The 26595-nt window shown below is 70.8% G+C and carries 24 protein-coding genes; 14 read left to right on the top strand and 10 right to left on the bottom strand.

Going from position 1 to position 26595, the window contains the following annotated elements:
* Positions 1-32: 32 nt before the first annotated feature.
* Together O7620_RS15190 and O7620_RS15195 are read left to right on the top strand one after the other, a co-directional pair.
* On the top strand, positions 33-635 hold the full coding sequence (locus O7620_RS15190) for a TetR/AcrR family transcriptional regulator (RefSeq protein WP_151488864.1): 603 nt from the start codon (positions 33-35) through the stop codon (positions 633-635).
* Between the two features lie 73 nt (positions 636-708).
* Positions 709-1290, top strand: coding sequence for a TIGR03086 family metal-binding protein (locus tag O7620_RS15195; protein ID WP_278123534.1), 582 nt, complete (start codon positions 709-711; stop codon positions 1288-1290).
* 13 nt (positions 1291-1303) lie between these two features.
* On the opposite strand, the gene O7620_RS15200 is transcribed toward O7620_RS15195, so the two are convergent.
* Positions 1304-2437, bottom strand: coding sequence for an alkane 1-monooxygenase (locus O7620_RS15200; RefSeq protein ID WP_278123535.1), 1134 nt, complete (start codon positions 2435-2437; stop codon positions 1304-1306).
* A gap of 221 nt (positions 2438-2658) precedes the next feature.
* On the opposite strand from O7620_RS15200, the gene O7620_RS15205 reads away from it, so the two are divergent.
* Positions 2659-5586, top strand: a complete 2928-nt coding sequence (locus O7620_RS15205; protein ID WP_278123536.1) for a M36 family metallopeptidase — start codon at positions 2659-2661, stop codon at positions 5584-5586.
* Positions 5587-5676: 90 nt separating this feature from the next.
* On the opposite strand, the gene O7620_RS15210 is transcribed toward O7620_RS15205, so the two are convergent.
* Positions 5677-6531, bottom strand: a complete 855-nt coding sequence (locus O7620_RS15210) for a hypothetical protein (protein WP_151488866.1) — start codon at positions 6529-6531, stop codon at positions 5677-5679.
* A gap of 177 nt (positions 6532-6708) precedes the next feature.
* Between O7620_RS15210 and O7620_RS15215 the strand changes: the two genes are divergently transcribed.
* From O7620_RS15215 to O7620_RS15225, 3 genes are all read left to right on the top strand, one after another.
* The gene (locus tag O7620_RS15215; RefSeq protein WP_278123537.1) at positions 6709-7377 is read left to right on the top strand and encodes a 50S ribosomal protein L11 methyltransferase; all 669 of its coding nucleotides are present in this window, start codon (positions 6709-6711) and stop codon (positions 7375-7377) included.
* 66 nt (positions 7378-7443) lie between these two features.
* Entirely contained in the window at positions 7444-8574 is a 1131-nt protein-coding gene (locus O7620_RS15220) for a cytochrome P450 (RefSeq protein WP_278127015.1), read from the top strand.
* A gap of 24 nt (positions 8575-8598) precedes the next feature.
* Positions 8599-9441 carry a polysaccharide deacetylase family protein gene (locus tag O7620_RS15225; protein WP_278123538.1) on the top strand — a complete coding sequence of 281 codons (843 nt, stop codon included), beginning with the start codon at positions 8599-8601 and terminating at the stop codon, positions 9439-9441.
* A 105-nt stretch (positions 9442-9546) separates the two neighbouring features.
* Here O7620_RS15225 and bioD read toward each other — a convergent pair whose 3' ends face one another.
* Both bioD and O7620_RS15235 read right to left on the bottom strand, forming a co-directional pair.
* The gene (gene bioD / locus O7620_RS15230) at positions 9547-10251 is read right to left on the bottom strand and encodes a dethiobiotin synthase (protein ID WP_151488883.1); all 705 of its coding nucleotides are present in this window, start codon (positions 10249-10251) and stop codon (positions 9547-9549) included.
* A gap of 76 nt (positions 10252-10327) precedes the next feature.
* Complete coding sequence (locus O7620_RS15235) at positions 10328-11494, bottom strand: 8-amino-7-oxononanoate synthase (RefSeq protein WP_278127017.1); 1167 nt, start codon at positions 11492-11494, stop codon at positions 10328-10330.
* A 157-nt stretch (positions 11495-11651) separates the two neighbouring features.
* Between O7620_RS15235 and bioB the strand changes: the two genes are divergently transcribed.
* The 3 genes from bioB to O7620_RS15250 are packed head-to-tail and all read left to right on the top strand — an operon-like array spanning position 11652 to position 13358.
* Complete coding sequence (gene bioB / locus O7620_RS15240; RefSeq protein ID WP_278123539.1) at positions 11652-12647, top strand: biotin synthase BioB; 996 nt, start codon at positions 11652-11654, stop codon at positions 12645-12647.
* 5 nt (positions 12648-12652) lie between these two features.
* Entirely contained in the window at positions 12653-12847 is a 195-nt protein-coding gene (locus O7620_RS15245) for a hypothetical protein (RefSeq protein WP_278123540.1), read from the top strand.
* A gap of 4 nt (positions 12848-12851) precedes the next feature.
* Positions 12852-13358: a GNAT family protein gene (locus O7620_RS15250; RefSeq protein WP_151488872.1), complete on the top strand. Its 507-nt coding sequence runs from the start codon at positions 12852-12854 to the stop codon at positions 13356-13358.
* Between the two features lie 510 nt (positions 13359-13868).
* Here the strand turns inward: O7620_RS15250 and O7620_RS15255 are convergent.
* The 3 genes from O7620_RS15255 to O7620_RS15265 form a co-directional block, all read right to left on the bottom strand.
* On the bottom strand, positions 13869-16769 hold the full coding sequence (locus O7620_RS15255) for a glycoside hydrolase family 9 protein (RefSeq protein ID WP_278123541.1): 2901 nt from the start codon (positions 16767-16769) through the stop codon (positions 13869-13871).
* Positions 16770-17091: 322 nt separating this feature from the next.
* A complete protein-coding gene (locus O7620_RS15260) occupies positions 17092-18039 on the bottom strand; it encodes a site-specific integrase (protein WP_278123542.1) in 948 nt (315 codons plus the stop codon).
* A gap of 283 nt (positions 18040-18322) precedes the next feature.
* Entirely contained in the window at positions 18323-18928 is a 606-nt protein-coding gene (locus tag O7620_RS15265) for a hypothetical protein (RefSeq protein WP_278123543.1), read from the bottom strand.
* Positions 18929-19055: 127 nt separating this feature from the next.
* On the opposite strand from O7620_RS15265, the gene O7620_RS15270 reads away from it, so the two are divergent.
* Positions 19056-20519, top strand: a complete 1464-nt coding sequence (locus tag O7620_RS15270) for an NF041680 family putative transposase (RefSeq protein WP_278123544.1) — start codon at positions 19056-19058, stop codon at positions 20517-20519.
* Positions 20520-21273: 754 nt separating this feature from the next.
* Positions 21274-21402, top strand: coding sequence for a hypothetical protein (locus O7620_RS15275; RefSeq protein ID WP_278123545.1), 129 nt, complete (start codon positions 21274-21276; stop codon positions 21400-21402).
* A 125-nt stretch (positions 21403-21527) separates the two neighbouring features.
* On the opposite strand, the gene O7620_RS15280 is transcribed toward O7620_RS15275, so the two are convergent.
* Positions 21528-22097: an IS110 family transposase gene (locus O7620_RS15280; protein WP_278123546.1), complete on the bottom strand. Its 570-nt coding sequence runs from the start codon at positions 22095-22097 to the stop codon at positions 21528-21530.
* Positions 22098-22360: 263 nt separating this feature from the next.
* Between O7620_RS15280 and O7620_RS15285 the strand changes: the two genes are divergently transcribed.
* Positions 22361-23137 (top strand): low temperature requirement protein A, encoded by a 777-nt coding sequence (locus O7620_RS15285; RefSeq protein WP_278123547.1) that lies wholly within the window; start codon positions 22361-22363, stop codon positions 23135-23137.
* A 47-nt stretch (positions 23138-23184) separates the two neighbouring features.
* Here the strand turns inward: O7620_RS15285 and O7620_RS15290 are convergent, their stop codons facing one another.
* Complete coding sequence (locus O7620_RS15290; RefSeq protein WP_278123548.1) at positions 23185-23862, bottom strand: transposase; 678 nt, start codon at positions 23860-23862, stop codon at positions 23185-23187.
* A gap of 6 nt (positions 23863-23868) precedes the next feature.
* On the opposite strand from O7620_RS15290, the gene O7620_RS15295 reads away from it, so the two are divergent.
* Together O7620_RS15295 and O7620_RS15300 are read left to right on the top strand one after the other, a co-directional pair.
* Positions 23869-24471: a hypothetical protein gene (locus O7620_RS15295; protein ID WP_278123549.1), complete on the top strand. Its 603-nt coding sequence runs from the start codon at positions 23869-23871 to the stop codon at positions 24469-24471.
* Positions 24472-24497: 26 nt separating this feature from the next.
* Complete coding sequence (locus tag O7620_RS15300) at positions 24498-24653, top strand: hypothetical protein (protein ID WP_278123550.1); 156 nt, start codon at positions 24498-24500, stop codon at positions 24651-24653.
* Here O7620_RS15300 and O7620_RS15305 read toward each other — a convergent pair.
* Positions 24636-26531 (bottom strand): hypothetical protein, encoded by a 1896-nt coding sequence (locus O7620_RS15305; protein ID WP_278123551.1) that lies wholly within the window; start codon positions 26529-26531, stop codon positions 24636-24638. The genes O7620_RS15300 and O7620_RS15305 overlap by 18 nt on opposite strands.
* Positions 26532-26595: the final 64 nt, after the last annotated feature.

Here is a 26595-nt window from a genome sequence, read left to right on the forward strand (position 1 = left end):
CGTGTTCGTTCGGATGGGCTACGGTAACGGTCGTGACGAGACGTGCGGCCGAGATCCGCCTGGATGCCCTGCTGCGCACCGCCTGCGACGTGATCGTGGAGCGTGGTCTGGCCAACACCCGGACGGCCGACGTGGCACAGGCCGCCGGTGTCAGTCAGGCCCTGGTCTTCTACCACTTCGCCACCAAGGAGCGGCTGCTCGCGCAGGCGTTCGCGTACGCCGTCGAGCAGGACCTGGCCCGACTGGACGCGGTTACCCGGTCCCCGGCTCCGCCGCTGACCAAGCTCCGCCGGATCCTCAAGCTCTACACCCCGGCCGGCCGGGCCACCTCCTGGTCGATGTGGATCGACGGCTGGTCCGAGTCGTTGCGTACGCCCGAGTTGGAGAAGGTCTCCCGCCGGCTCGACCTGCGGTGGCGGCAGGACCTGGCCGCGGTGATCTCCGCCGGGGTGGCCGAGGGCACCTTCCAGTGCGCCGACCCGGACGGGGCGGCGTGGCGGATCAGCGCGGTGATGGACGGGCTGGCCGTGCAGCTCGCCGTGCACGACCGGGTGATCTCCCGCCGGCAGTTCGGCGAGTGGGTCCGGCTGGTCACCGCCCGGGAGTTGGGCCTCGACCCGGCCGAGCTGGACTGAGTCGGGGCGGGCGGCACCGACCGTCCCGCGCAAAACGGCTCCGCCCCACCCGCCGGCCGGAACAATCGACGGTATGGACCTGCTGGAGGCGTACCGCCGGAGCCTGGCCGAATTCGTCGACCGGGTGGACCAGGTCTCGCCCGGCCAGTGGGCCGACCCGACACCATGCCCGGACTGGGACGTCCGCGCGCTGATCAACCACGTGGTCGGTGAGGACCGGTGGAGCGTCCCGCTGCTCGCCGGCCGGACCATCGACGAGGTCGGCGGCCGGTTCGACGGCGACCTGCTCGGCACCGACCCCGCGACCACGGCGCGGGAGGCCGCCGCGCAGGCCGAGATCGCCGCCACCCATCCCGGCACGATCGACCGCACCGTGCACCTCTCCGCCGGCGAGACCCCCGCCGCCGAGTACCTCCAGCAGCTCCTCGCCGAACACCTGGTGCACGGCTGGGACGTCGCGGTGGCGATCGGGGCCGACCCGCGGATGGACCCGGAGGCGGTACGCGCGTGCGCCCGGTGGTTCGCCACCCGCGTCGACGACTACCGCGTCGACAACCTGGTCCGGACCGGGGTGCGGGTGCCCGACGACGCCGACGAGCAGGATCACCTGCTGGCCGCGTTCGGCCGTGACCCCGACTGGGCGCCGGGCGACTGATCGCGGCGCGTTATCAGCGCCGGGCCTGGACGTTGGCCCGCGTACGGTCGCCGCCATAGTGGGCCAGCACCCGGTGGTCCATCAGACGCCGCCACAGCGGCGGGACCAGTGCGACCACCACCATGGTGGCGTAGCCCGCCGGCAACTGCGGTGACGTGTCGAAACTGCGCAACGTCTGGTAGCGGCGCAACGGGTTGGCGTGGTGGTCGCTGTGCCGCTGGAGCTGGAAGAGGAAGACGTTGGTGACCGCGCGGTCGCTGTTCCAGCTGTGCCGCGCGTCGATCTTCTCGTAGCGGCCGGCGGCGGTGCGCTGCCGGGCCAGCCCGTAGTGCTCCAGGTAGTTGACCACCTCCAGCAGGGAGAAGCCGACCACGGCCTGGAGCAGCAGGAACGGCAGCACCGCCGGGCCGAAGGTCAGGGTCAGCGCCGCGTACCCGACCAGGGTCAGCGCCCAGGCGTTGAGCACGTCGTTGCGGTGCGTCCAGGGTGACCGGCCGCGGACGCGGGAGCGGTTGGTCTCCAACCGCCACGCCGAGCGCAGGCTACCGAGGACGGTACGCGGCCAGAACGCCCAGAAGCTCTCCCCCAGCCGGGAACTGGCCGGATCCTCCCGGGTGGCGACCCGGACGTGGTGGCCCCGGTTGTGCTCGACGTAGAAGTGCCCGTAGCCGGTGGGTGCCAGGGCCACCTTGGACAGCCAGCGTTCCACGCGCTCCCGCTTGTGACCCAGCTCGTGGGCGGTGTTGATGGCGATGCCGTTGACCACCCCGACGGTGGCGACCAGGCCGGCGGCACCGGCCACGGAGAGCGGGCCGCGGGTCCACACCGCGCAGCAGAGCACCAGGGCCGCGTACTGGGCCGGCAGGTACAGGTAGGTGAGCCAGCGGTAGTAGCCGTCGGCGGCGAGCCGGGGCACCGCCTCCTCCGGCGGGTTCTGCCGGTCGTCGCCGAGCAGCAGGTCGATCACCGGGATCAGGCCGAAGACGACGGCCGGGGTGAGCCACCAGGCCCAGGCGCCGCCGCCGGCCCGCCACACCGCGAAGCCGACGAAGGGCAGCGCCGGCACCAGCAGCGCCAGCGGCCAGAGCGGCTTGCGCCGGTCCCGCCAGTCGGCGGGCCCAACGGTTAGATCGGCATCGACGGCCATGGCCAACCTCCCGGTCTCGCGTCCTGCGTCGACAGTGACAGTCGTCACGCCAATTTACAAGAGGCCGCTTTTTGTAAAGTCGACCTATCTCGATCTTTTGGCGCATCGAGGGCTCCGGGCCTTGCCGCGACCCCGGTCGGCTGATATCCACAGATGCGCATGTGTCACCGCGCTGCGTCGGCCGGCGACCGCCGGCCATCCCGCTCCCACGAGGAGGTCCCGTGCCACAACCGGAGTGGTCACCCCCGATGAGCCGGCGTCGACGCCGGCTCATCGCCATCCTGGCGACGACGGCGACCGCCGCCGCGCTGCTTCCCACCGGCGTGAGCACCGCGGCCCCCAGCGCACAACCGGCGTCCGCCGAACGCCGGTCCGGACCGTTCGCCGAGGGGCACCAGCCCGCCGACGTCGACAACCGCAGAGGTACGGCGGCACCCGACGCCCGCCAGCGCGGCCTGGCCCGCGCCGCCGACCCCGACGTGCGGTGGAACCGGTTGGGCACCCCGCACGCGCTCGGCCCCGGCCGCACGCCGCTCGCCACCGGGCTGCCCACCGACCCGGAGGCCGCCGCCCGCGCCTACCTCACCGCCAACCGTGACCTGTTCGCCATGGACGCCGCCACCGTCGCCGCCATGGAACGGGTGCTGGTGCGCCCCATCGGCAGCGGCGCCGTGGTCACCCTCCGGCAACGCTTCGGCGACCTGCCGGCCGGACCGGACGGCCTCGTCACCGTCGCGGTCGCCGGCGGCACGGTGCTCTCGGTCAGCTCCTCGCTGGCCCGCGACACCGGCGCACCCGCGCCGGCCACCCGCAGCGCCGAGCAGGGGTACGCCGCCGCGCTCGCCGACGCCGGGCTGGACGCCGGCGCGGTGAGCAGCCACACCGTGCGGACCGTGGCGGTGCCCACCCCGCTGGACGGCCCCCGCGCCGCGTACGAGGTGACCCTCATCAGCGCGGACAGCGACCACCCGGCCGCGTTCACCAGCTACGTGGACGGCATCACCGGCCAGGTGCTGGTCCGCGAGGACCTCGTGGACTTCGACTCCGACAACCCGAGCTGGGCGGTCTTCCCGGCCACCCCGCCCCGCGACCTCGGCCCGGGGCAGGACCCCCGGGTGCGCTGGTGCGGCGACCCCGCGCCCGGCTGCCAGGCCGCCTTCCGCGACCCGGCCACCGGCCAACCGTGGGACGTCGACGCGGCCACCGGCACGCCCACCTTCACCTCGCGCGGCAACTCGGCCAACACGGTGCTCTCCTGGGGCGCCGGCACCGGCACGCCGACCTACACCAGCCCGGAACGCCGCTACGAGTACCCGTTCGCCGACCAGTGGCACCAGGCGAAGTGCAACCCGGAGGTGTTCACCTCCGCGCAGCGCAACGACGCGGACGCCTCGATCGCCAACCTCTTCGCCATGCACAACCGGATGCACGACTGGTCGTACCAGCTGGGCTTCACCGAGTCGGCGTGGAACCTCCAGGCGGTCAACCTCACCCCGGCCGGGCTGGGCGGCGACGCCGAGCAGGGCCGAGCCCAGCAGGGCGCGCTGACCGGCAACCGGAACAACGCCAACCAGGGCACCGGTCGCGACGGGCTGCCGCCGACCACGAACATGTACCTGTGGCAGCCGCAGGCCGGTGGGCCGTACCCGCCGTGCGTGGACGGCGACTACGACATGACGGTGATCGGCCACGAGTACACGCACGCCATCACCAACCGGATGATCGCCGGCCCGGACAGCGGGATCGGCGGCCACCAGGGCGGGGCGATGGGTGAGTCGTGGGGCGACCTGCTGGCCGCCGAGTACCTGTACCAGAACGGGCTACGCGCGCCCGGTGAGACGCCCTTCGTCACCGGCGGCTACGTCACCGGCAACCTGGTCAGCGGCATCCGCAACTACGACCTCAGCCGCAGCCCGCTGAACTACTCCGACATCGGCTACAACACCGCCGGCCCCGCCGTGCACGCCGACGGGGAGATCTGGGGCGCCACCAACTTCCGGGTCCGCTCGGCGCTGGTCAAGCGGTACGGTCTCGGCACCCCGCAGCGGCAGCTCGACTGCGCGCAGGGCAAGGTCGCGGCGGACCAGTGCCCCGGCAACCGGCGCTGGTCGCAGCTGGTCTTCGACTCGTTCCTGCTCCAGGCGGCCAGCCAGGTCAGCATGCTCGACATGCGGGACAACATGCTCACCGCCGACCTGCTGCGCTTCGGCGGCGCGAACCAGGACCTGATCTGGGCCGAGTTCGCCCGCTCCGGCATGGGCCGTGACGCCGCCACCTTCGGTGCCGGCGACACCGACCCGACGCCGAGCTTCGCCTCGCCGCGCGGCGGCAACGCGACGCTCACCCTGCGCCCGCGCGGCGACAGCGTGGACGCGCCGATCCGGGTGTACGTCGGGGCGTACGAGGCTCGGGCGACGCCGATCGCGGACACCGACCCGGCGACGCCGATCCCGGACACGCTGGAGCTGATGGCCGGCACGTACGACCTCCTCGCGGTGGCGCCCGGCTTCGGGCACCAGCGGCTCAGCGTGGTCGCCGAGGCCGGCCGGAGCGGATACGTGGACCTGCGGATGAGCCGCAACCTCGCGTCCACGACGTCCGGGGCGACGATCACCGGCGACGGGGTCAACCTGGACCGGATCGCCGACGACACCGAGGCCACGAACTGGGCCTCGCTGGACGGGGTGGCCGGCCGGCAGGTCACCGTGGCGCTGCCGGGAGACGCGCCGCAGACGGTGAAGCGGCTCAACGTCAGCGCGATGCTGCGTCCCGCGATCACCGGGGACGCCGACACCGGCAGTCAGAACGCGCTCAGCGCGTTGCGCTCGTTCGCGGTGTCGGCCTGCAACGCGACGACCACCGACTGCGCGGATCCGTCGCGCTGGCAGCGGATCTACACCAGCGCGACCGACGCGTTCCCCGGCGGGGCGTACCGGGCGTACAGCCGCGACATCAACCTGCGGTCGTTCGCGGTACCCACCACCGTCGCCACCCACCTGCGGCTGGAGGTGCTCGCCAGCCAGTGCACCGGCGGCCCGCAGTACGCGGGTGAGCAGGACGCCGACCCGGCCACGACGACGGACTGCGCGACCGCCAGCCCGGCCCGGAACCAGGTCAGGATCGCCGAGTTCCAGGCGTTCTCCCGGTGACACCGTGGGGCCGGCGGACCCCCGCCGGCCCCACGGCCCCCGATGTCGGCGGCGCGCCGGCCGCCAGCTCGGCGACGGGCGGGCCGCCGGTCACCGTCGCGCCGGCCGCCAGCGGCCGGGCGGCGCCGGCCTCTCCCAGCGCCGGTCCACCGGCGGGTCCTCGGCCTCGTTCGTCGCGGCCCGGGTCAGGTGGCGCAGCCGCAGCAGCAACCCCACCCCGAGCGAGAGCAGCAGCCCGCCGAGCAGGAATGCGGCCTGCACCACGCCGAACCCGCCGGTCTGCGCGACCGGACGCCCGTCCGCCGGCGGCGCGGCGTCGACCGGCTGGTCGGCCACCGGCTCCTCGGACGGTGTGTCCTCGGCCTCGGCCGGCTCACTCGCCGGGTCGCTGGGCGGTGCCGGCGTCGCGCTCGGTTGCGCCGCGCCGGTCGGTGTGGCACCCGCACCCACCACCGAGCGGGTGGCGGTCTGTCGGGCCAGCAGACGCAGGTTCGCGTCGTACGCCTCGGCGGCGAGGGTGACCCGCCCCTGGGTGACGTCCTCGTCGAACGCCACCCGGTAGCGGGCCGTGACGGTACGGCCCGGGCAGAGGGTGCCCGGGTCGAGCTGCCGGTCGGTCAGCCGGGCCACATCGCCCTCGGTCCGGACCTCGAGGGGGAAGTCGCCGGACTCCTCCACCCGGTCCATCTTCACCTGGTCGAGGCGGATGCCCTGCACGCTGAGCACCATCGACCAGCGCACCTTCGCGCATCCGCCGCGCCGATCCGTCTGCGACACCACCGCCGAGATCGTCCGCACCTGACCGCCGGCGGTGAACCGGGCCGGCAGGCCACTCATCTCGGTGGCGAAGGCCGCCTGTGCCGGTGCGGCCAGGATCGGCACCACCCCGGTCAGGCCGGCCAGCACCACCCCGACCCGCAGCGCATTCCGCCACACCGTCGCCACCGCCGCCTCCGTTCGGTCGTCCCCACCTCGCAACGCTAGGAGCGGCGCACCGCCGCGACCAGACGGGTGTGTTCGCACCGGGCGGCAAGCGGGGGCCGGGTTTTCACCGACGGTGGTGAACCGGTCACCGGTCCCCCGCGACACGCCGGGCGGCCGGTCGCTGGAACAATCGGGCAGGTGTCCGAGCTCTCCAGCACGTTCGTCCGGCTGCACGCCCGACTGGCCCCGGTCCCGTTCGTTCCCGAGGTGCGCCTGCACCAGGCGGACGAGCCGATCGGGCTCTGGGAGCTGACCGAGGGCGAGTTCTCCTCCGATCGGCCGCCGCCGTTCTGGGCGTTCGCCTGGGCCGGCGGTCAGGCCCTCGCCCGTTACGTGACCGACCACCCGCAGGTGGTCGCCGGGCGCCGGGTGCTCGACCTCGCCTCCGGCTCCGGCCTGGTGGCCATCGCCGCCGCCCGGGCCGGCGCGGCGTCCGTGCGGGCCGTCGAGGTGGACGAGCTGGCGGTCGCGGCGGTCGCGCTCAACGCCGAGGCCAACGGGGTACGCGTCGACGCCCAGTTCGGCGACATCCTCGACGGCGACGCCGGGGACGCCGAGGTGGTGCTCGCCGGAGACGTGTTCTACAGCGACGCGATGGCCCGTCGGGTGCTGCGGTTCCTGCTGCGCGCCGCCCGGGCCGGGGCGCCGGCGCTGGTCGGTGACCCCGGCCGGGCGTTCCTGCCCCGGGACCGCTTCGACGAACTGGCCAACTACGACGTGCCGGTGCCGGAGGCGCTGGAGAGCGTCCGGGTGAAGCGCACCACCGTCTGGCGGTTGCGCACCGAGCTGCCCGGAGCCGCCCGCTAGCGTGTCGCCGTGCTGTTCTCCAGCTGGGAGTCCGCGGTCGAGGCACCCTGGCCGGACGTCGCCGAGGTGACCGACCACGTGGGCGTACGTCACCTGCTCGTCACCCGGCACGCGCTGGTCCGGCAGGTCCTCGCCGACCCGGTCGGCTACCGGCCGGACAACGCGCTCGACGCGGTGACCCCGATGCCGGTGACGGCGCTGCGGATGCTGGCCGGGCACCGGTTCCGGCTGCCGCCGACCCTGGCGAACAACTCCGGCGCCAGCCACCCGTCGATCCGGGCGATCGTCGCGGACGCGCTGCACCCCACCCGGGTCGCCGCGCAACGCCCCTGGCTCACGGCGCTGGTCCGGGACCGGGTCGCCCGACTGGACGCCACGCTCGACGCCGGTCGGCCCGTCGACCTGTACGCGGACCTCGCCGCCGACCTGCCGTTGCTGGTCCTGGCCCGCCTCGTCGAGCTGCCGGACGCGCCGGTCGGCGCCGTGAAGGAGTTCGCGCGGGCCGCGCTGGAGCTGTTCTGGGCGCCGCTGGACGGCGACCGGCAGGTGGCGCTGGCCACCGAGGTGGGCCGGTTCCACCGCGTGCTGCGCGACTTCGCGGCCACCGGCGGCGGGTTGGCCGCCGACCTGCGTACGGCCGGGCACCCGCCGGACGTGGTGGTCGGCGCGCTCTTCTTCCTGCTGGTCGCCGGGCAGGAGACCACCTCGCAGTTCCTCACCCTGCTGCTGCACCGGTTGGCCGGCGAGCCCGCGGTGCGGGCCGGGCTGCGCACCGGCGAGATCGCCGTCGGCGACGTGGTGGAGGAGGGGCTGCGGCTGGAACCGCCGATCGTCACGTGGCGGCGGGTCGCCGCGGCGGACACCACGCTGGGCGGGACGGCCATGCCGGCGGGCACCAGCATCGTGCTGTGGCTGGCCCGCGCCGGACGGGATCCGGCGGTCGTCGAGTCGCCCGACGAGTTCCGACCGGGCCAGCGCGGATCGCGCCGGCACCTGGCGTTCGGGGCGGGCGCGCACCGCTGCGTCGGTGACGTGCTGGCCCGGATGGAGGCGGCCGTGGTGGTGGCCGAGGCCGCGCACCTGCTGGACGGCGTACGGGTGGTCCGCCCGCCCTGGTGCCCGGACAATCTCACCTTCCGGATGCCGGACGCCTTCGTCATCCGGCGCTCCGGTGGCACCGAGCTGACCGGATCCTGACATCCGCTCGGTATGTTTCCGGGCGTGTCAGCCATCCCTGCCCGTCGGATCCGTGTCGTCGCAACACTTCTGGCGCTCCTGGCGCTGAGTGCCTGCACAGCCGGCCCCGCCTTGCACGCCCGACGGATCACCGTCGCCGCGCCGAGCCCGTCCAGCCCGGTCCCCGTCCCCTCGGCGTCGCCGTCCCCGACGGCGAAGCCCGCACCGGGGAGTCTGGCCTGGTACGTGTCCCAGGTGCCGACCTTCCCGCTGGTGCCGCCACCGCAACCGGTGCCGCTGCCGACGACCGGTCCGGTCCCGTTCTGGCACCGCCTGCCGACCGAGCAGAAGGTCGCCTTCATCACCATCGACGACGGCGGGCTGGCCCGACCACCCGCGGTGATCGACTTCATCCGGGAGGCACACATCCCGGTCACGATGTTCCTCAACTCACCGGCGGCCGCGGAGCACACCGACTACTTCCGGCAGATCGAGGCGGCCGGCGGGGTCGTGGAGAACCACACCATCACGCACACCTCGCTGTCCGGCCGGTCGTACGCCTACCAGAAGCAGGAGATCTGCGGGGCGGCCGACCGGTTGGAAACCCTGTTCGGCAAGCGCCCCACGTTGTTCCGTCCGCCGTTCGGCAACCGCGACGCCAGCACCCTGAGCGCCGCGCACGACTGCGGCATGAAGGCGGTCTTCCACTGGTCGGAGACCGTCCACGAGGGCAAGGTGCGCTACCAGACCCCGGAGAAGGTCGTCCGCCCCGGCGACGTGCTGCTCATGCACTTCCGGCCGGCACTCATGGACGACCTGCTGGCGGCGCTGAAGGCGATCCACCGGGCCGGGCTCACGCCGGCACTGCTGGAGGACTACGTGCGGTGACCGGTCCGCCCACGCCGGCGAACCCGGCCACGAGCGGCCCGAAATCCTCACGGCGGCCAGGCTACCCACGCCCGACCTGCGCGGACACCGACGGAAGTCAGGTGTTCAGCCGCTCTCCTCGGCCCACGTCCGCCAGTCGTCGAGCACTCCGTGCAGGTCCGGAGTGAGCCACCCCGGCGCCGAGCGCCGGAACACACCCGGATCCATCGCACCGGCGCCGTCCGGCACCGCGCCGAGCAGGTTCGGCACCAGATCGGTGAGGTTCGTCCAGTGCACCAGCTCCGGCGTGGCCGGCCACGCACCGATCACCACACCTGCCGGCACCGCCCGACGGTCCAGCGCCTCCAGGGTCAACGCGGTGTGGTTGAGCGTGCCCAGGCCGGCGCGGGCGACCACCACCGCGGGCGCGCCGAGCGACACCGCCAGGTCGGCCATCGTCCACGGCTCCCCCGACGGACGCAGCCCCATCGGCACCAACAGCCCACCGGCACCCTCCACCAGCACCAGGTCATGCTTGTCGGTCTCGTCGCGGACCGCGTCCACCGCCGTGTACAACTCCAACGGCGGCAGGTCGGCCACCCGGGCGGCGGCCAACGGCGCCAGCGGATCCGGGTAGCTCGCCAACGTACGACCGGTCAACGGCGCGGCCAGCCGGTTCACCGCGTCCACGTCACCCGGCTCACCACCGGCCGTACCGGTCTGACCCGGTTTGACCACCGCCACCCGCAGCCCGGCGGCCTGGGCGGCGGCCGCGATCGCCGCCGTCACCACGGTCTTGCCAACCTCGGTGTCGGTCCCGGTGACCAGCACCACACCCTGCCACGCGCTCACGGTGCCACCTCTGTTCGCGACTGCGGGGCTCGCAAACCCGGCTCACTCCTCGCGCTCACGTGACCACCTCGGTTTCCCTCGCCGGCACGGGCGCACACTCCACGATGACGTCCACGGCCCGCTCGAAGTCCGCCCGGGGGACCCCGGCACTGACGGTGAGTCGCAGTCGGGAACGGCTGTCCGGGGTGGACGGCGGCCGGAAACAGCCCACCGCGACGCCCCGGTCCCGGCAGGCGGCGGCCCAGGCGGTCGCCGCCTGCGGCCCGGGAGCGGTCACCGAGATCACCGCCGCGTCCGGCGCGGACACGACCAACCCGGCCGCGCGCAGCCGGCCGACCGCCAACGCCACCCGCTCGGCCAGGTCGGCGCGCAGGTCGTCACCGGCCCGGGTGAGCCGCAGCGCGGCATGCACCCCGGCGGCGACCGCCGGTGGCAGCGCGGTGTCGAAGATGAACGTCCGGCCGGTCTCGACCAGGTGCCGGACGAACTCGGCCGGGCCGGCGACCACTCCCCCCGCGCCGCCCAGCGCCTTCGACAGGGTGGCGGTGACCACCACGTCCGGTTCGCCGGCCAGCCCGGCCGCGGCGACCGCGCCGGCGCCGGCCGGACCGGTCACGCCGAGCGCGTGCGCGTCGTCGACCAGCAGCAGCGCGCCGTGGCGGCGAGCCACCGCGTGCAGCCGGGCCAACGGGGCGAGGTCACCGTCGACCGAGAAGACCGACTCGGTCACCACCACCGCCGGACGGCCCGGGGCCGCCGCCAGCGCGGCCGCGACCGCCGTCACGTCGGCGTGCGCGGTGACCACGGTCTCCGCGCCGGAGATCCGAGCGCCGTCGATCAGGGACGCGTGGTTGTGCGCGTCGGAGACGAGCAGCGTACGGGGCTGGACGAGGGCCCGCAGCGCGCCCAGGTTGGCCAGGTAGCCGGAGGAGAAGACAAGCGATGAATCGGTGCCCAGCCAGCGCGCCAGCTCGTCCTCCAACGCCTGGTGCGCGTCGGTCGAGCCGCGCACCAGCCGCGACCCGGTGGCCCCCAGCCCGTACGCCGACAGTGCCGCCGCGGCGGCGGCGGTGACCTCCGGGTGGGTGGCCAGGCCGAGGTAGTCGTTGCCGGCCAGGTCGGTCATACCGTCGCCGGCGGGACGCGGGTGCAGCCGCCGGGTCAGCCCGGCCTTCGCCCGCAGCTCCGCACGGCGGTCGAGCGCCGCCAGCCAGTCCGCCACCGTCACCCCTTCGCCGCCGTCCGCGCCGGTCACGCCGACACCCGCCGGGCGAAATTACCACCCGCCACCACCGGCCCGACGAATCCCACTCGGTGCGAGGGGCCGACGACCTGCCAGGTCATTCCGGCTGATCGGGGGGCCTTGTAGGGTACGAGCCATGCCAGAGATCCTCGACCAGGCCCGGACCCAGGTCCTGGGTGACGGTGTCGGCCTCGACCAGGCCGGCATCCTCGCTGTGCTCAACCTGCCCGACGAGCACCTGCCCGCCGCCCTGCAACTCGCCCACGACGTGCGGATGCGGTGGTGCGGCCCGGAGGTCGAGGTCGAGGGGATCGTGTCGCTGAAGACCGGCGGCTGCCCGGAGGACTGCCACTTCTGCTCCCAGTCCGGCCTGTTCACCTCGCCGGTGCGCTCGGTCTGGCTGGACATCCCGTCGCTGGTCGAGGCGGCGAAGCAGACCGCGAAGACCGGGGCGACCGAGTTCTGCATCGTGGCCGCGGTGCGCGGCCCGGACGCGCGGCTGATGAAGCAGATGCGCGAGGGCGTCGCCGCCATCAAGGCCGAGGTCGACATCCAGGTCGCCGCGTCGCTGGGCATGCTCTCCCAGGAGCAGGTCGACGACCTGGTCGACATGGGCGTACACCGCTACAACCACAACCTGGAGACCTGCCGGTCGTACTTCCCCAACGTGGTCACCACGCACTCCTGGGAGGAGCGCTGGGAGACGCTGCGGATGGTCCGCGACTCCGGCATGGAGGTGTGCTGCGGCGGCATCCTCGGCCTCGGTGAGACCGTCGAGCAGCGGGCCGAGTTCGCCGCGCAGCTCGCCGAACTGAACCCGCACGAGGTGCCGCTCAACTTCCTCAACCCCCGGCCGGGCACCCCGCTCGGTGACCGCCCGGTGGTCGAGGGCAAGGACGCGCTGCGGGCCATCGCCGCGTTCCGGCTGGCCATGCCGCGGACCATCCTACGGTACGCGGGTGGTCGGGAGATCACCCTCGGTGACCTGGGCACCCGCGACGGTCTGCTCGGTGGCATCAACGCGGTGATCGTCGGCAACTACCTGACCACGCTGGGTCGGCCGGCGACCGCCGACCTCGACCTGCTCGACGAATTGAAGATGCCGGTCAAGGCGCTCTCTGCCACGCTGTGACCACCATGACGACGACCGAGCTGTGGTGCGACCGGTGCGGCGAGCCGGTGACGGCGGGCACCGCCCATCCGGGTTGCGTGTCCGCCCGCCAGTTGGAGCCGCCCCGGTTCTGCCAGCGGTGCCGCCGCCGGATGAAGGTGCAGGTGCTGCCGGTCGGCTGGTCGGCGGTCTGCGTCGAACACGGCGAGATCCGGGGCTGAGCCGATGCTGCGAGGGCGGGCGGTGACACTGCGGCCGGCGACGGTCGCCGACGTGCCGGCCCTCGCGGCGATCCGGGCCGACCCGGAGGTACGCCGGTGGTGGCGCGGCGGCACCGACCTCGCCGACTCCGTCCGCGCCGACCTGGACGACGACGACCTGACGTTGTACGCCATCGAGCACGACGGCCGGGTGATCGGCGCGATCCAGTGGTACGCCGAGTCCGACCCGGACTACCGCCACGCGAGCCTGGACATCTTCCTCGACCCGGCGGCGCGCGGTGCCGGGCTCGGCGTGGACGCCATCCGTACGCTGGCCCGGCACCTGATCGACGAGTACGGCCACCACCGTTTCACCATCGACCCGGCGGCGGCGAACAGCGCCGCCATCCGCGCGTACGCCAAGGTGGGTTTCCGTCCGGTGGGGGTGCTGCGCCGCTACGAGCGCGGCGAGGACGGCCGCTGGCACGACGGCCTGTTGATGGACCTGCTCGCCGACGACCTGACCGACTGACGAGATCTTGGACGGTTTCCGTTCGGCGCGAACGCTAACTGTCCAAGATCTGGTGGCGGGAACGCCGGACGGTGACGAGACTCCCGGGAATGTTGCCCGCCGACGACGCCGACGAACTCGACTGGCTCGCCTCCGAGCAGTCGGGTGTCCTGACGACCGCGCAGGTGTCCCGTCTGCTCAGCGAAGGCACGGTGCGGGGTCGGATCCGCTCCGGACGGTGGCGATCGATCTGTCGAGGAATCGTGTTGACCGGCACCGGTTGCCCGCTCCGGACCTGCAGGAGCATCGGTCCGACGCGGCGGGTCGGAACCGCTGGCTGGACGCGTACTGGCGCCAGTGACGGGTGCAGGTGGAGATCGACGGCGCGCACAAGATGGACGCCCGGCAGTGGGCGGACGACATGCGCCGGCAGAGCGACGTTTGGGCCGACGCCCGGCCCAAAAATGAATCTTGGACAGTTTCCGTCCGCGCGGAACGGAAACTGTCCAAGATCTCGAACGCGGGTGCGGGTCAGGCCACCGTGCAGGCGGCGTTGTTGACGGTGAAGGCCGTCGGTTTCGGGTTGCTGCCGCTGTGGTTGCCGTTGAAGCCGAAGCTCACCGACGCCCCCGGCGCGATCGTGCCGTTGTAGGACAGGCTGGTGGCGGTGACCGCCGCGCCGGTCTGGCTGACAGTCGCCGACCAGCCCTGGCTGACGGTCTGCCCGCCGGGGAAGCTGAATCGCAGCGTCCACCCGTTGATCGCGCTGGTGCCGGTGTTGGTGATCGTCACCGTGGCGGTGAAGCCGGTGCTCCAGTCGTTCGTGGCGTACCCCACCGAGCAGGTGCCGCCGACCGGCGGGGGCGCGGTGGTCACCGCGACCGGCGCGGACGCCGCGGAGGTGTTGCCGGTCGCGTCCACGGCCACCACGTAGAACTGGTACGCCGTCGAGGCGGTCAAGCCGGTCACCGCCTGGGTGGTGCCGGTCGGCGAGGCCACCAGCACGTCGGTCGCACCGGCCTCGCGGTAGACCCGGTAACCGGTGACGCCGACGTTGTCGGTCGACGGGGTCCAGGCCAGGGTGAGCCCGGTGGCGGTGACGGCCGAGGCGACCGGGGTGCCGGGGGTGCTCGGCGGGGTGGTGTCGGCGGTGCCGGCCGGTGGCGTGGTCACGGTGAGCTTCGGCGAGGCCGCCGACTCGTTGCCCGCGCCGTCGCGCGCCACGATGGTGTACTCGAACGTCCGCTCCGGCAGCAGCGTGGTGATGGTGATCGAGTTCTCGGTGACCCGCCGGGTCGCCACCACGTCGTTACCGACCATGAACTCGCGGACGTCGTAGCCGGCGAGGCCGCTGCCGCCGCTGTCCGTCGACGGCGCCCAGGTCAGGGTGACCGTGCGAGGGCCGAGGTTGGACGCCACCGGGGTACCGGGGACGGTCGGCTTGGTGGTGTCCGGTACGACCGGGCCCGGCTCCTCGCCCCAGACGCGGGTGCTGCCGGCGTAGAGCGGCACCTTGCGGTTGGGCCCGGCGGTGGCCTGGTACGACGGGTCGTTGGTCGGATCCCAGGTGCCGCCCTCCGGCACACCGATCTTGAACTGGACCTCCATCCGGTGCTGCGACTGGCCCGCCGGGGCGATGGTGTACCCGGTGCAGTCCACCTCGACGTACCAGATGTCACCGCTGAACTGCTTGGCGGTGGTCGGGGACGGGCAGCCCTGGGTGTAGCCGGCGGTGACCTGCACCGCGCCGGTGCCGTCGGGCCGGAAGTAGTACCGGAACGTGCCGTTGGTCAGGGCGCGGGCCGGGAACGCCGACTTGTTGTAGACCATCACCTTGAGCCCGGTGGCCCGCGGCTCGGCCTGCGTCACCGTGGTCTCCACGGTCAGCTCGTCGATGTCCGGCGTCTCGGCGACCGGGAAGTTCGCCAGCGGGGTGCCGCCGTACTCGGAGGTCAGCCGGACCAGCGCGGACGTGAAGCCGGCGTTGTAGTCGGTGGCCACCTCGTTCATCACGTAGTCCGACCGGCTGTCGCTGTACGCGTCGTTGGCCGCGGACGGGCCGCCGACCAGCGCGCCGTAGAGGGTGTGCCGGGTCTCGACGGGCACGGTCTGGCTGTCCCACCAGGAGCCGTGCGCGGTGCGGTGGTGCGGGTTGCGCGGCGAGTTGGCGCCGAACCCGATGACGTAGCTGGAGTTGCGCGGGTTGTCGCCGAGCGCGTAGTTGATCTGCCGGACGGCGAAGTCGTGGTAGCGCGCCTTGCGGGTCGGGTCGGTGGTCTTGTCGCTGTAGACCAGGGCGGCGAACGAGGTGTTGGCCGCGTAGCGCAACGCGCCCCACGAGTCGAGCACCGCCATCCCGCCGGGCGAGTACGGCACCCGTTGCCCGTTAACTCCCACGGTCCAGTAGTCGAGCCACCGGTTGGCGTCGTCGACGTACTTCTGCTTGCCGGTCAGGTTGGCCAGCAGCACGTACGCGCCGAACTGCTTGTTGTCCCAGGCGATGGTCCACTTGTAGGAGCGGGTGGTGGACTGGTTCTCGGTGCCGAGCTTGTCGTACTCGCTCTCGGCCTTGGTCAGGTAGCTGGCCTCGCCGGTGGCCCGGTGCAGCCAGATCGCGGCCCAGACCAGTTCGTCCTGCCAGCCGCTCCACGAGCGGTAAAAGCTCGTCGCGTCGGTGATGCACTCGTGGTAGGACTTCCGCACGGTGTCGGCGAACGTGTAGAGCTGCCGGGCGTGGCCCAGCAGCTTGTCGGCGTAGGTCGCGTCGGTGGGCCGGAACACCATCGAGGAGGCGGCCATCGCGGCCGCCGTCTCCCCCGCCAGGTCCGCGCCGCCACAGCTCGCATCGATCTTGTACGCGGGCCGCGCCATCGGCATCACCTCGGCCGGACCCCACCACTTGTGGTCGTCGTCGCCCTTGCCGACCTGTCCGTAGAGGACGTTGGCCGACGGGTGCGCCTTGATGAAGTAGTCGTTGACGAAGCGCAGGTTGTTGAGCAGGTGCGGCAGTTGCCCGGAGGCGGTGTAGCCGCCGCGGTACTCCACCGCGCCCCAGGCGAGCATGGTGGCGCTGAACGCCATCGGGAAGCCGAACTTCACGTGGTCGCCGGCGTCGTACCAGCCGCCGGTGAGGTCCAGCCCCGCGTCGGCGCCGTCGGTGAGCGCGCTGTCGCCGCGCCAGGAGACCCGGTTCCAATCGGGCAGTCGACCGGACTGCTGCGCCTCGTAGAAGAGCAGCGACTTCTGCAACGCCTCGGCGTAGTTGACGCTCGCCGGAGCGGCGGACGCGGTTGCGGCCAGCGGGGCGGCGACCGCGAGGGACAGCCCGGTGAGCAGGGCGATGCCGGCGGCCAGCAGTTGCCGCGGCCAGGGCTGGTCGACGACCGGCGACCGGCCGCCGTGGCCGGGAACCGGCCGGGTCAGATGGCGCATGGCAGGCTCCTGTTCCAGGCGCCGCCGGTGGTCGCACCGACGCGGGACGGCGTTGGGGCGGCGCGGCCACCGGCGACAGCGGGGTGGCGGTGTGACCAGGGGCAGCCGTGGAAGCGCTCCCATGGATAATCGACAATGTAATGGGCGCACCGTCACTTGGGAAGCCCGCCAATGCCGCCAGCGGCCCGCCCGTAGTTTCCAGACCAAAAACAACGCTAAGCAGTTGATCTAGGCCGGCACCTGGGAGGGCTGCCCCAAAGTGGCGGGTCGCGCGGGAAGCACTTTGCCCTTTTTTCGTGATCCCGATACGTGGGGCGCGAGATCAGCGCCGGTGCCGCCGGTGGTGATCGTCGTTCTCGGCGGTGATGCGGGCGGAGGTTTCCTCGCCGAGCCGGACGTAGATGCCGAGGGTGGCCAGGTGCCGGTGGCGCGACTTGGCCTGTAGCTCGGCGGCGCTGCGGCCCTTGGCGGCGAGGTGGGTCAGGCCGCTGTGGCGGAGCTGGTGAAGGGTGTATCCGGTGCCGCGCGGGTCGTGGATCTTGGAGGCCTGCTTGAACAGGTACTCGGCGCGCGGGTAGGACAGTCGGCCGCGGCCGGTGTCGGGGCAGATGTCGACCAGGGCTGGCGCGCGGCGCCCGGCGGCGGGTGCGCGCCGGTCGGCGAGGAACACCGGCCCGGCGGTGCGCCCGGCCAGCAGCCGGGGCAGGAGCCGGGCGGTCGGGGTTTCCCAGTGCACGTAGGCGCGGTCGCCGCCTTTCTCGACGACCAGGGCGCGGCGAAACTCCATGTCGAGGTCGGGCACGTCGAGGCTGAGGATCTCCTCGGCGCGGGCGCAGGTCTCGTAAAGCATCCGCCACAACACCCGCTGGCGCAGCGGGTTGCGGTCGTCGATGAACAGCCGCTCCAGGCGGGCACGCGGGATGGCCTTGTCCCGGGTCCGGGTGACCTTGCGGCGCTCCAGCCGCCGGCCGGGGTCGATGGTCAGCCAGTCCTGACGGCGGCAGTAGGCGGTGAACGAGGTCAGCGCGGACAGGTGCTTGTTCCAGGTGTTCGCGGCCCGCTCGTCCCAACGGGCCATCGTCTGCTCGTAGATGTCGGGGGTGAGCGCCGCGACCGGCACCTGATCCCCGGCAGTCTCGCGCAGCCGCCGCAGGGTCTCGGTGTAGGTGGCGCGGGTCCCGGGGTCATCGCGGAACCGGTCGAGGAACGCGTCGACGGCGACCACGAGCGCCACCGGGCGGCGGGCGGTCGGAAGCGGGATCACGGACACTTCGGCGGCCCCTTGCGGTGATGTGACACAGAATGTGGCCGAGTCGCCCCGGCTACGGTGACGGCGTCCCGCAGGTGGCGGCGGGCGGGTCATCGACTCTGTGACACAGAATAGGGGATTCTGTGTCACAGACAGCTAACGGCGGCTGCACCTTCCGGCGGGCGTCACTCACCCAGTTCGCCACATATGTGATCTTCGAGGACAGCACTCAGCATCGGAACGGCCCGAGAGCATGGTGCCGCTCTCGGGCCGTTCCGATGCTGAGTGCTGGGCGACCTGCGCTTTACTGATCTGGTCCTGTGACGACGCAGTACACATTCGCCTGGTGGTACTCGGTGCCTGACGAATCAACCTGGCCGTCGACGTCCACGTCGACCTGATTGCGCCAGGAGATCGACTGGCCTGTCGAGTCGCAGGTTCGGCGCGCCGTCGATCGGTTGTTGCTCTCCGACTTGGGCTTGAGCTGCGTCGAATCCGAACATGCCTTACGGCGGTAGGTGCCGTCGGTGTAGTACTCGTAGAGGCAGTTGTAAACATGAGCGGTGTTTCCCGTGCAATCGCCCTTGTTCCACTGCCCGTGCCCAGAAACATCCGGAGATGACCAGTGAGGGTCGTCAGGCAGGGTGACGGGCGTGCACCCGATCGCCGATGGCGTGTTCCCGCCGTCTCGTTTCCCGTTCGCCGCCGGATCGATCTCTCGGCCGTGCTCGTCGACATAGCGCGCCTGGTCTCCGAGTCCAGGCGGCTCGAGGCCAGGGACGGCATCGGCGTAGGAGACAACACCGTCGACCCGGGCTTGCGCGGCTGCCGGTACGGTGAGACTGACACCCCCGACCGCCACAACCGCCGCGACCGCGACCCGCACGGTCCTCTTTGCGTACCGTTTCACTGTGCCTCCCCTAACTTGATCTTTAACCCTCTGAGGTCCTGCGGGGACCCCGAACGATCACGGAAACAGCCCTTGGTTGATGATCTTCTTGTCTAGGGAAGAACATCAATAACCAAGGGCTGTTCTGGTGATCAGTGTGCATGACCGTGGTTCGGCTGATGCCGTCGGGGACCTGGACCGGTTCCGGCGGGAGTTCTACGACTGCTTGACCGCTCGGGCTGACGCGTTGTTCGACCTGACCGACGCGGTGTTGTGCGCCGACGGGCCGGTCCGGTCGCTGGTGGAGTTGTCGCTGGTGGGTGAGCACCGCCGGGGTCACGGGGCGTTGTATGACGCCCTCGCCTGCGGGAAGTTGGACATTGACCGGTTGCGCACCGCTCTCGCCGGGGTGCCGCTGCCCCGGGCAGCCGACGGCCGTCTCGTCCTGGCGGTGGACATCACCTGCTGGCTGCGGCCGGACGCGCACACCTCACCACAGCGGATCCTGTGTCACACCTACGGACGCGGCAAGGATCAGACCATCATGATCCCGGGCTGGCCGTATTCGATGGTCGTGGCCCTGGAGTCGGGCCGTAGTTCGTGGACCGCACCGTTGGACGCGGTGCGGCTGGCGCCTGGCGACGACGCGGCCACGGTCACCGCTGGGCAGCTGCGAGACATCGTGGGGCGTCTGATCGCGGCCGGGCAGTGGCAGGCTGGGGACGCGGAGATCCTGGTCGTGGCCGACGCCGGCTACGACGCGCCCCGACTGGCGTTCCTCCTGCGTGACCTGCCCGTGCAGGTCCTCGCGCGAATGCGATCGGATCGGGTGCTGCGTCGGGCAGTGCCGCCTCGGCGGCCGGGAACGGTCGGCCGTCCGCCCCGCCACGGCGGCGAGTTCGTCTTCGGTGATCTCGCCACCTGGGGTGAGCCGGACGCGGCCACTGTCGCCGACACCCGTCTCTACGGCACGGCGTGGGCCCGCGCCTGGGACCGGTTGCACCCTCGGTTGACCCACCGATCCGCCTGGACCGCCGCGGCTAAAGTACTGCCGGTCATCGAGGGGACCGTCATCCGCCTGGAAGTCGACCACCTACCCAGCGGCGCTACACCGAAGCCGGTGTGGCTGTGGTGGTCCGGCGTCGACGCCACCTCGGATGACGTGAACCTGCTCTGGCAGACGTTCCTACGCCGCTTCGACATCGAACACACGTTCCGCCTGTTCAAACAGACCCTCGGCTGGACCTGCCCGAAGATCCGCACCCCGCAAGCCGCCGACCTATGGACCTGGCTGATCCTCGCCGCCTACACCCAGCTCCGTCTGGCCCGCGCCCTCGCCGCCGACCTGCGCCGCCCCTGGGAGCAACCCGCACCACCGCAGCGTCTGTCACCCGCCCGCGTCCGCCGAGGGTTTCGGCACCTCCGCGCGAAGGCGACCTGCCCGGCCGGTGCACCCAAACCCGCCCGGCCAGGCCCGGGGCGACCACCCGGCCGCCGCAACACCCACCCCACCCCGCGATACGACGTCCACATCGCGACCACCACGAACGCCAAAACATCGGCCACAAAGAAGACGAAGACTGTCAATCCCCGGCCACGCCGCACAGGTTAAAGATCAAGTTAGTGCGGAACTGCACTAGGACCGCTTCCCGTTCCTTGGCTGGAGGAGTTAGACGACGAGGCAAATTGAGCCCTCGGGACCACTTGGTACGGATTCTGGTTTGAGGATGTCTGTCGCCGCAGCGGCGTCACCGAATTCAGGACTGCGGCCTGCTGCATTTGTTGTGGAATCTGCGCTGTCAGGGGATGAGTGATCGCTGGACGATGCCTGAAGTGAGCTTCGCGGGCTGCCGCAAATACTTCGAACTGCGTCGCATGGCCGGTCCGCATGTTATGGATATAGTCGATTAGCATCGCCACGTTTGTGTGCCCCTGCCACTCCGTGCAGTCCTTTTCGCGTACCTCGGCCGCTTCAGGTAAGCTGGCGAACCTTGGGTCAGCCGCTTTCTCTCGCATAACGCTTACCCAATCAATCAGCCCTTGGTCGTTCGCTGCGAGAAGATGCCCCGCCTTGTGTCTAACGATAGCCTCAAGCTGAGCGATGTTAATATGCGTGTGGGGGTGCGGCGAGCCGTTATGCGTGGCCGGCCGAGCAGAAATCCCCCCAGGTTGATTAATAAAGTGACGATCCATTTTAATCTCCAAGCAGTGGCAACATGTCCAATTTAGTGCACCTACAACAAGAAGAACGGATGGCGGCTGTCGCTGGTTCACTGGGCGACAGCATGAATCCCAGCCAACCCGGACAGAAGGCCGCTGCCGGCAGCCCGAAGTACCTGCTCGACATCGAGTTCCACCCAGCCTGAATGGGCGAGACCGTCGCGGCCGCCGGCATCGTGGACCTGATGAACCTGCTCGCTACCTGGACGCCCATGGTGCAGACGGCGGTGATCTGCGATGACGCCGCCGAGCAGTGGAAGAAGGACAACCTCTGACGGCCCGCCACCGCGCTCACTGGTGCGCCCCGCCCCGAACGGCCCCGCCCACGCCAGCTCACAGCGACTCTCAGCGATTCACATGGCAGGTCAACCCGCATCTCTCAGCCCGAACCGGTGATCTGTCAGCGCTGGGCCGCCAGTGACGGCACCTTCTGACTTCGACGGCGTTGCCCCCTTCCGTAAAGCGGTTCCATGGGGGCTTCGTTGACCGGTCGTCGGCGAGCAGCCACCGGCGAGCCAACGTGGCCGCTCACAGCGCAGAACACTGTCTCGTGAGCGCGAGTGACGACCTTGACAGCCTCGGACTGCTGGCTGTCGCCAGCCACCGGCCGCAGTTGGTGCCGATCGGCCCGAACCATGTCGGTCAGCGTGTGGGCATCGGCAGTATCACTCTTGCCGCCGGACGCCGAGCGTCGTTCCCGATAGCGCGCCACCTGCAGCGGGTTGATCGCGTAGACCAGATAGCCGGCCGCGATCAGCGCCTGGACCCACGGGCCACGATCGGTCTCGATCCCCATCACCACCTGAGTCACGTCGTCGTCCCCGCCCAGGTGTTCGCCGATCATGGCGTGCAGCCGCAAGACGCCAGCGGTGCCCTCGGGCAACTTCGCCTTGGCCAGCCGACGGCCGATCTCGTCCTGCAGCTCGACATCGTGGTGTTCCTCGGCCCAGTCATCGCCAACAAACAGCACCTTCAGTCCCCTTCCTCCCGACAGCGGGCGTCGTCCGTAGCGCCTGGGAGACCTCCAGCAACCCAATGATCAAGTGCTCACGCTCAACAGCAGCGGGCACGACATCCCATCAGCGGTTCTGTCTCCCGACCACCAGCGGGGCACGATCTGCGCTCAGAACTCACGACGGCTCTGGTCAAACGCCGAGTTCTCACCCACCAGCGGCTACCGGACCGAGTCTGTCTGACAGGTTCTGTAAGCGCTCGGTTGATCTCATTAGGTCAGTGACCAGGGCCACCACCGCCGTACGGCAGGGCGGTGCGGCGCCGGCACCCTTGGTCGGCGTGGCCCTGATGGCGGTCGCCATACCGGGCGCGTACGGCGGACGCGGGCTTGCATTGGCCAGTAGGTACGTCGGCCTGCAACTGGTCCGGGGAGTCACGCTGATCATCGCGCTGCGTCCACGCCGGGCGCACGCGCGGGAGGAGCGTTTCCTCTTCTGGTTCGTCGTGTCCGGAGTTCTGTGGATCATCGGCGGGTTCGCCGCGCCGGCCTGGCGTACCGGTCTCTGGCTCGCCGCGCTCGTGATCAACTATTTGGCGGCCGCGTTGCGCTACCCGACGCCGGTACGCGGCCGGATACCGCTGGAGCAGTACAGCCAGTTGAGCGTTCATTTCGGCGAGCGCTACCAGCAGATAGCCATCCTGGCGCTGGGCGAGCTGACACTGACGTTCGGCGGCCTGCCGTACACCCCGGCCCGGGCGGTCGGGTTCGCCGCCGCGCTCCTCACGGCGCTGCTGTTCTGGCAGATCTACGTGTTGCAGAGCAACAAGCTCGTCGACCGTTCCGTGCACCGACGCCCACGCCAGTCGGTGTACCTGGCGCCGTACATCTACGCGGTGGTGGTGACCGGCGTCATCGCCACGTCGGCCGGGGTGGACCTCGTACTCCACGAGCCCTTGGGGGTCACGACCCCGGCGAGCTGGGTGGTCCTCATCGTCGGTGGACCTGTCCTGTTCGTGGTCGGACGGATGAACTCGGAGTACGTCCTCCTGGGCTAGCTCCGGGCTAGCCCCAACGCCGTTCAGTTAGGCGGTTGGCCTGGTCGTCAAGGGTCGGGGTTGATGATGTCGATGCTGGTGGTGGCTTTGTAGCTGTGCCGGTCGATGTTGGGGCCGCGGGCCTGGTACTTGCTGTTGGAGCGTTTTATCATGCGGGTCTTGACGCGGGTCCTGCGTTCCGGCAGCAGGTTCGCCAGGACGTGGGTGCCGATGACACCGATCAGGTCGATGACGGTGTCGGCGATTACGCCGGCGGCTTGGATGATCTGGTCGCGGGCGGTGTTCAGGGCGGTGGTGAAGCTGGCCCGGTCGGGGTCGAGGTCGGGCTGGCTGTCGGTGGCGTCGAGCATCGCGGTGCGTAGGAGTTGGTAGGTGATGAGTAGGGCGTAGATCTCCTGCTGGATGCCGTCGGGGGTGCGGGCGCGTAGGACGCGTCCGCCGAGGATGGAGGATTTGAGTTCGAGGTAGGCGGTCTCGATTTCCCAGCGTTCGTGGTAGAGCCGGATGAGTTCGGCGGCGGGGTGGGTGTCGGGGTTGAGCAGGGTGGTGATCAGCCGGTAGTGCCCGGTGTGGCTGCCGGTGCTGGTGGTGATGCTGATCTGGGCGTCGATGACCCGGACCGGTACCCGGCCGATGATGGAGGACCAGGAGCCGTCCCGGTGGTGCCGCCGGACGTGGGATGGCAGGCAACCCTGGCTGCTGCGGACTGCATCATCGGAGATCATTCATCGGTGAGCCTGCTCGCGGCGGGCGCGGGTGTTCCGCTGCTGCTGGCGCCGTTGGCCCCGGAGGTGGTGGCGGGCACACCGATGACGACGCTGAGCCACCTCGCACAGCAGCTGGATGTTCGGCAGCCTCTGGCCGACCAGGTAGAGACGGCCATCTCGTCGTATCAGCCCGGACGTTACGACACTGTCGTGAGGAAAACGTTCGCCGAGGCACCGCAAGCGCGTCCGCTGCGCAGCGTCTTGTACGAGTTGATCGGATTGTCGGAGCCGGACGAACCGCCTCCGCTGCGGGCATGGCCACCGCCGATCCCGGATCGTGTGGCGGTGCATTCGTTCGTCGTGCACAGTCGGCTGCGCCCCGGTGTTGTCGAGGTACGGAAATTTCCAGCTGCGGTGCGCCGTCACGTGGCCGCACCGACAGATGCTTGGATCGGCCATCTGTCCGCCGCGGACCAGGAGTGGGACCTGCGCACATTGCAGGGCGCCGAGGTGGGACCAGGCCGACGACGACCGCGCAACCAGCGGCGTGGAGCTGGACGAGGGCTAGCCTCGACCAATTCCCCGGCAGCGTCCTTGCCTGCGCAGGCACCACCGGCGGGTGTGTAGCCACGTTCCGCGACGGCCGTCGGGCCATGGTGACTAGGCAAACTGGTGCCGGTGATGTCACGGCGCTGGCCGCCTGCCTCTACACGCTGGCCCGCGAACGGCACCTCACCGACGGCGATTGGCAGGTCCGGACCGTGCAGGGTGTCACCACCGTCGTCGTGCGGCTACTGCCCCTCCCCTGACATTCGTCGAATGTCCGCCGCCCGCTGGGAATGCTCAGCGGCTGCGGCCCGGTCGCCCAGGGCGGTCGCGGCGAGGGCCAGATTGTCGCGTACCTCGGCCTCGTAGTGCCACAACTGGGCTGTCGCTAGGTAGGCGGCGGCTGCGGACAGTTCGTCAAACGCCTGCCGGTAGTGCCCGAGGTGCAGATGAGCGGCACCAATGGCCGCGTCAGCGCGCGCCGCGCTCCGATCATCATCGACGTCGTTGAAGCCCTCACGGGCCAGCTCCAGATACGGCAACGCGGCAGCGGGACGGCCAGTCGCGTCGAGGAAGGTCCCGAGGAAAAGCCGGCCGAGCGCCGCGCCGCGCCTCTCACCGTTCTGGATATAAACGTCGATCGCCGTACGAAACGCGGCCTCGGCACGGACGCGAGCGGCCGGCTGGTCGGCGACTGGAGCCGCGCGCGCCGCGAGGTCGAGATATCGGCCGTAGAACTCCCACACTGTGCCGTGCAGGATGGGATCATCTACCTGCGGCAACAACGCTAGCGCCCCCTCGACCTCAATCTCGGCCTTGTCCAGATCGCCGTCGTCGGCGTAGGCGCGCGACAGGGTGCAACGGACCTGGGCCTCGACGTCGAAGCGCCCGAGCCGCCGAGCTGCGGCGACAGACAGCCGGGACATCTCGACCCAGTCGGCCAGGTGCCGGTGATTGAAGTACAACGCCGTCGTCACAGCCTCCGCCAGCCACACCACCTGACGATCAGCGCCGCTCGCCGAGGCCACCCGAGCGACCCGCAGAAGATCCTCTCGCCACTCCTCCAACGCCTGCAGCGCGGCAGCCCGCCCCCCAGCAGCCGGGAACGGGCTCACCCCCGTCACCGGCTCGGTCGCCACCCAGCGCCGCGAACCCATGATGGCCTGATTCGCGAAATGGGCGAACTCGCAGACGTACGCGATGGAATCAGTCACCACCCGCTCGGCGTGACTCGGTGTCAGGTCTTGAGCAAGGCGCGCGGCGTGTGAGCGGATCAGCGGGTGCTGCGTGTACCGGAGTCGGCCGATTCGCTCCAGCAGCCCCATACCGAGCAGCTGTTCGACCGCGGCTCGCCGCACCGTGCGGTCCCGCCAGCCGACCCGCGCCAACAGATCGTCGGGCACCTTGACCACCGCCGTCGCGCCGATGTCACGGTAGAGGCGCTGCGCGTCGGCGCTCAGACTCCGATAGGCGTTGTTGAAGAGGTGGGCGACGGCATCGCCGCCGCCCGGGAGCGTCATCGCGTCGAGGAGGTGCGGCTCCTCCGCCACTTCGTCAGCGAGCGCGGCCACAGTCATCGTCGGATCGAGGTGAAGTCGGCCCGCGATGACGCGAACCGCGAGGGGCAGTCGCCCGCATAGCTCGACCAGCCGCTTGGCCGCAACCTGATCCTCCGCGACCCGCCCGTCGCCGCAGACCGTGGTCAGCAGCCTCAGCGCGGCGTCCTCGTCCAGCGGTTCGACGTCCACCATGTGCGCGCCGTCCAATGCCAGGCCCCTCACATCATGCTGGGTGCTTACCAGCACCACGCTGCCGGGAGCAGTCGGGACCAACGGGCTGATCTGCGCCGGCAGGCTCGCCCCATGAAGCACGACCAAGACCGGCTTGTCCGCACTGAGCGTCCTGAACAGCGACCGACGACCCGCGGAACTCTTCGGCACCAGGTCGTCACGTACCCCCATCGCTAAAAGGAACGACAGCAGAGCATCGTCAGTTGACGCCGAACCACCGAGCGCCTCATCCGGCCACTCCTGGAAAGTTGCGTAGAACTGGCCGCCATCAAACCAATCCTGCCGCGTGTGTCCCCACCGCACCGCAAGGGCGTTCTTGCCGACTCCCGGAGGACCCCGCAGAACGACCACCGGCGTTGCACCGGCCACACCACCGCCACCGAATGTGTCTAACTTGATCTTTAACCCTCTGAGA

This window comes from Micromonospora sp. WMMD710 (assembly GCF_029626045.1).
In the GTDB taxonomy this organism is placed as follows: domain Bacteria; phylum Actinomycetota; class Actinomycetes; order Mycobacteriales; family Micromonosporaceae; genus Micromonospora.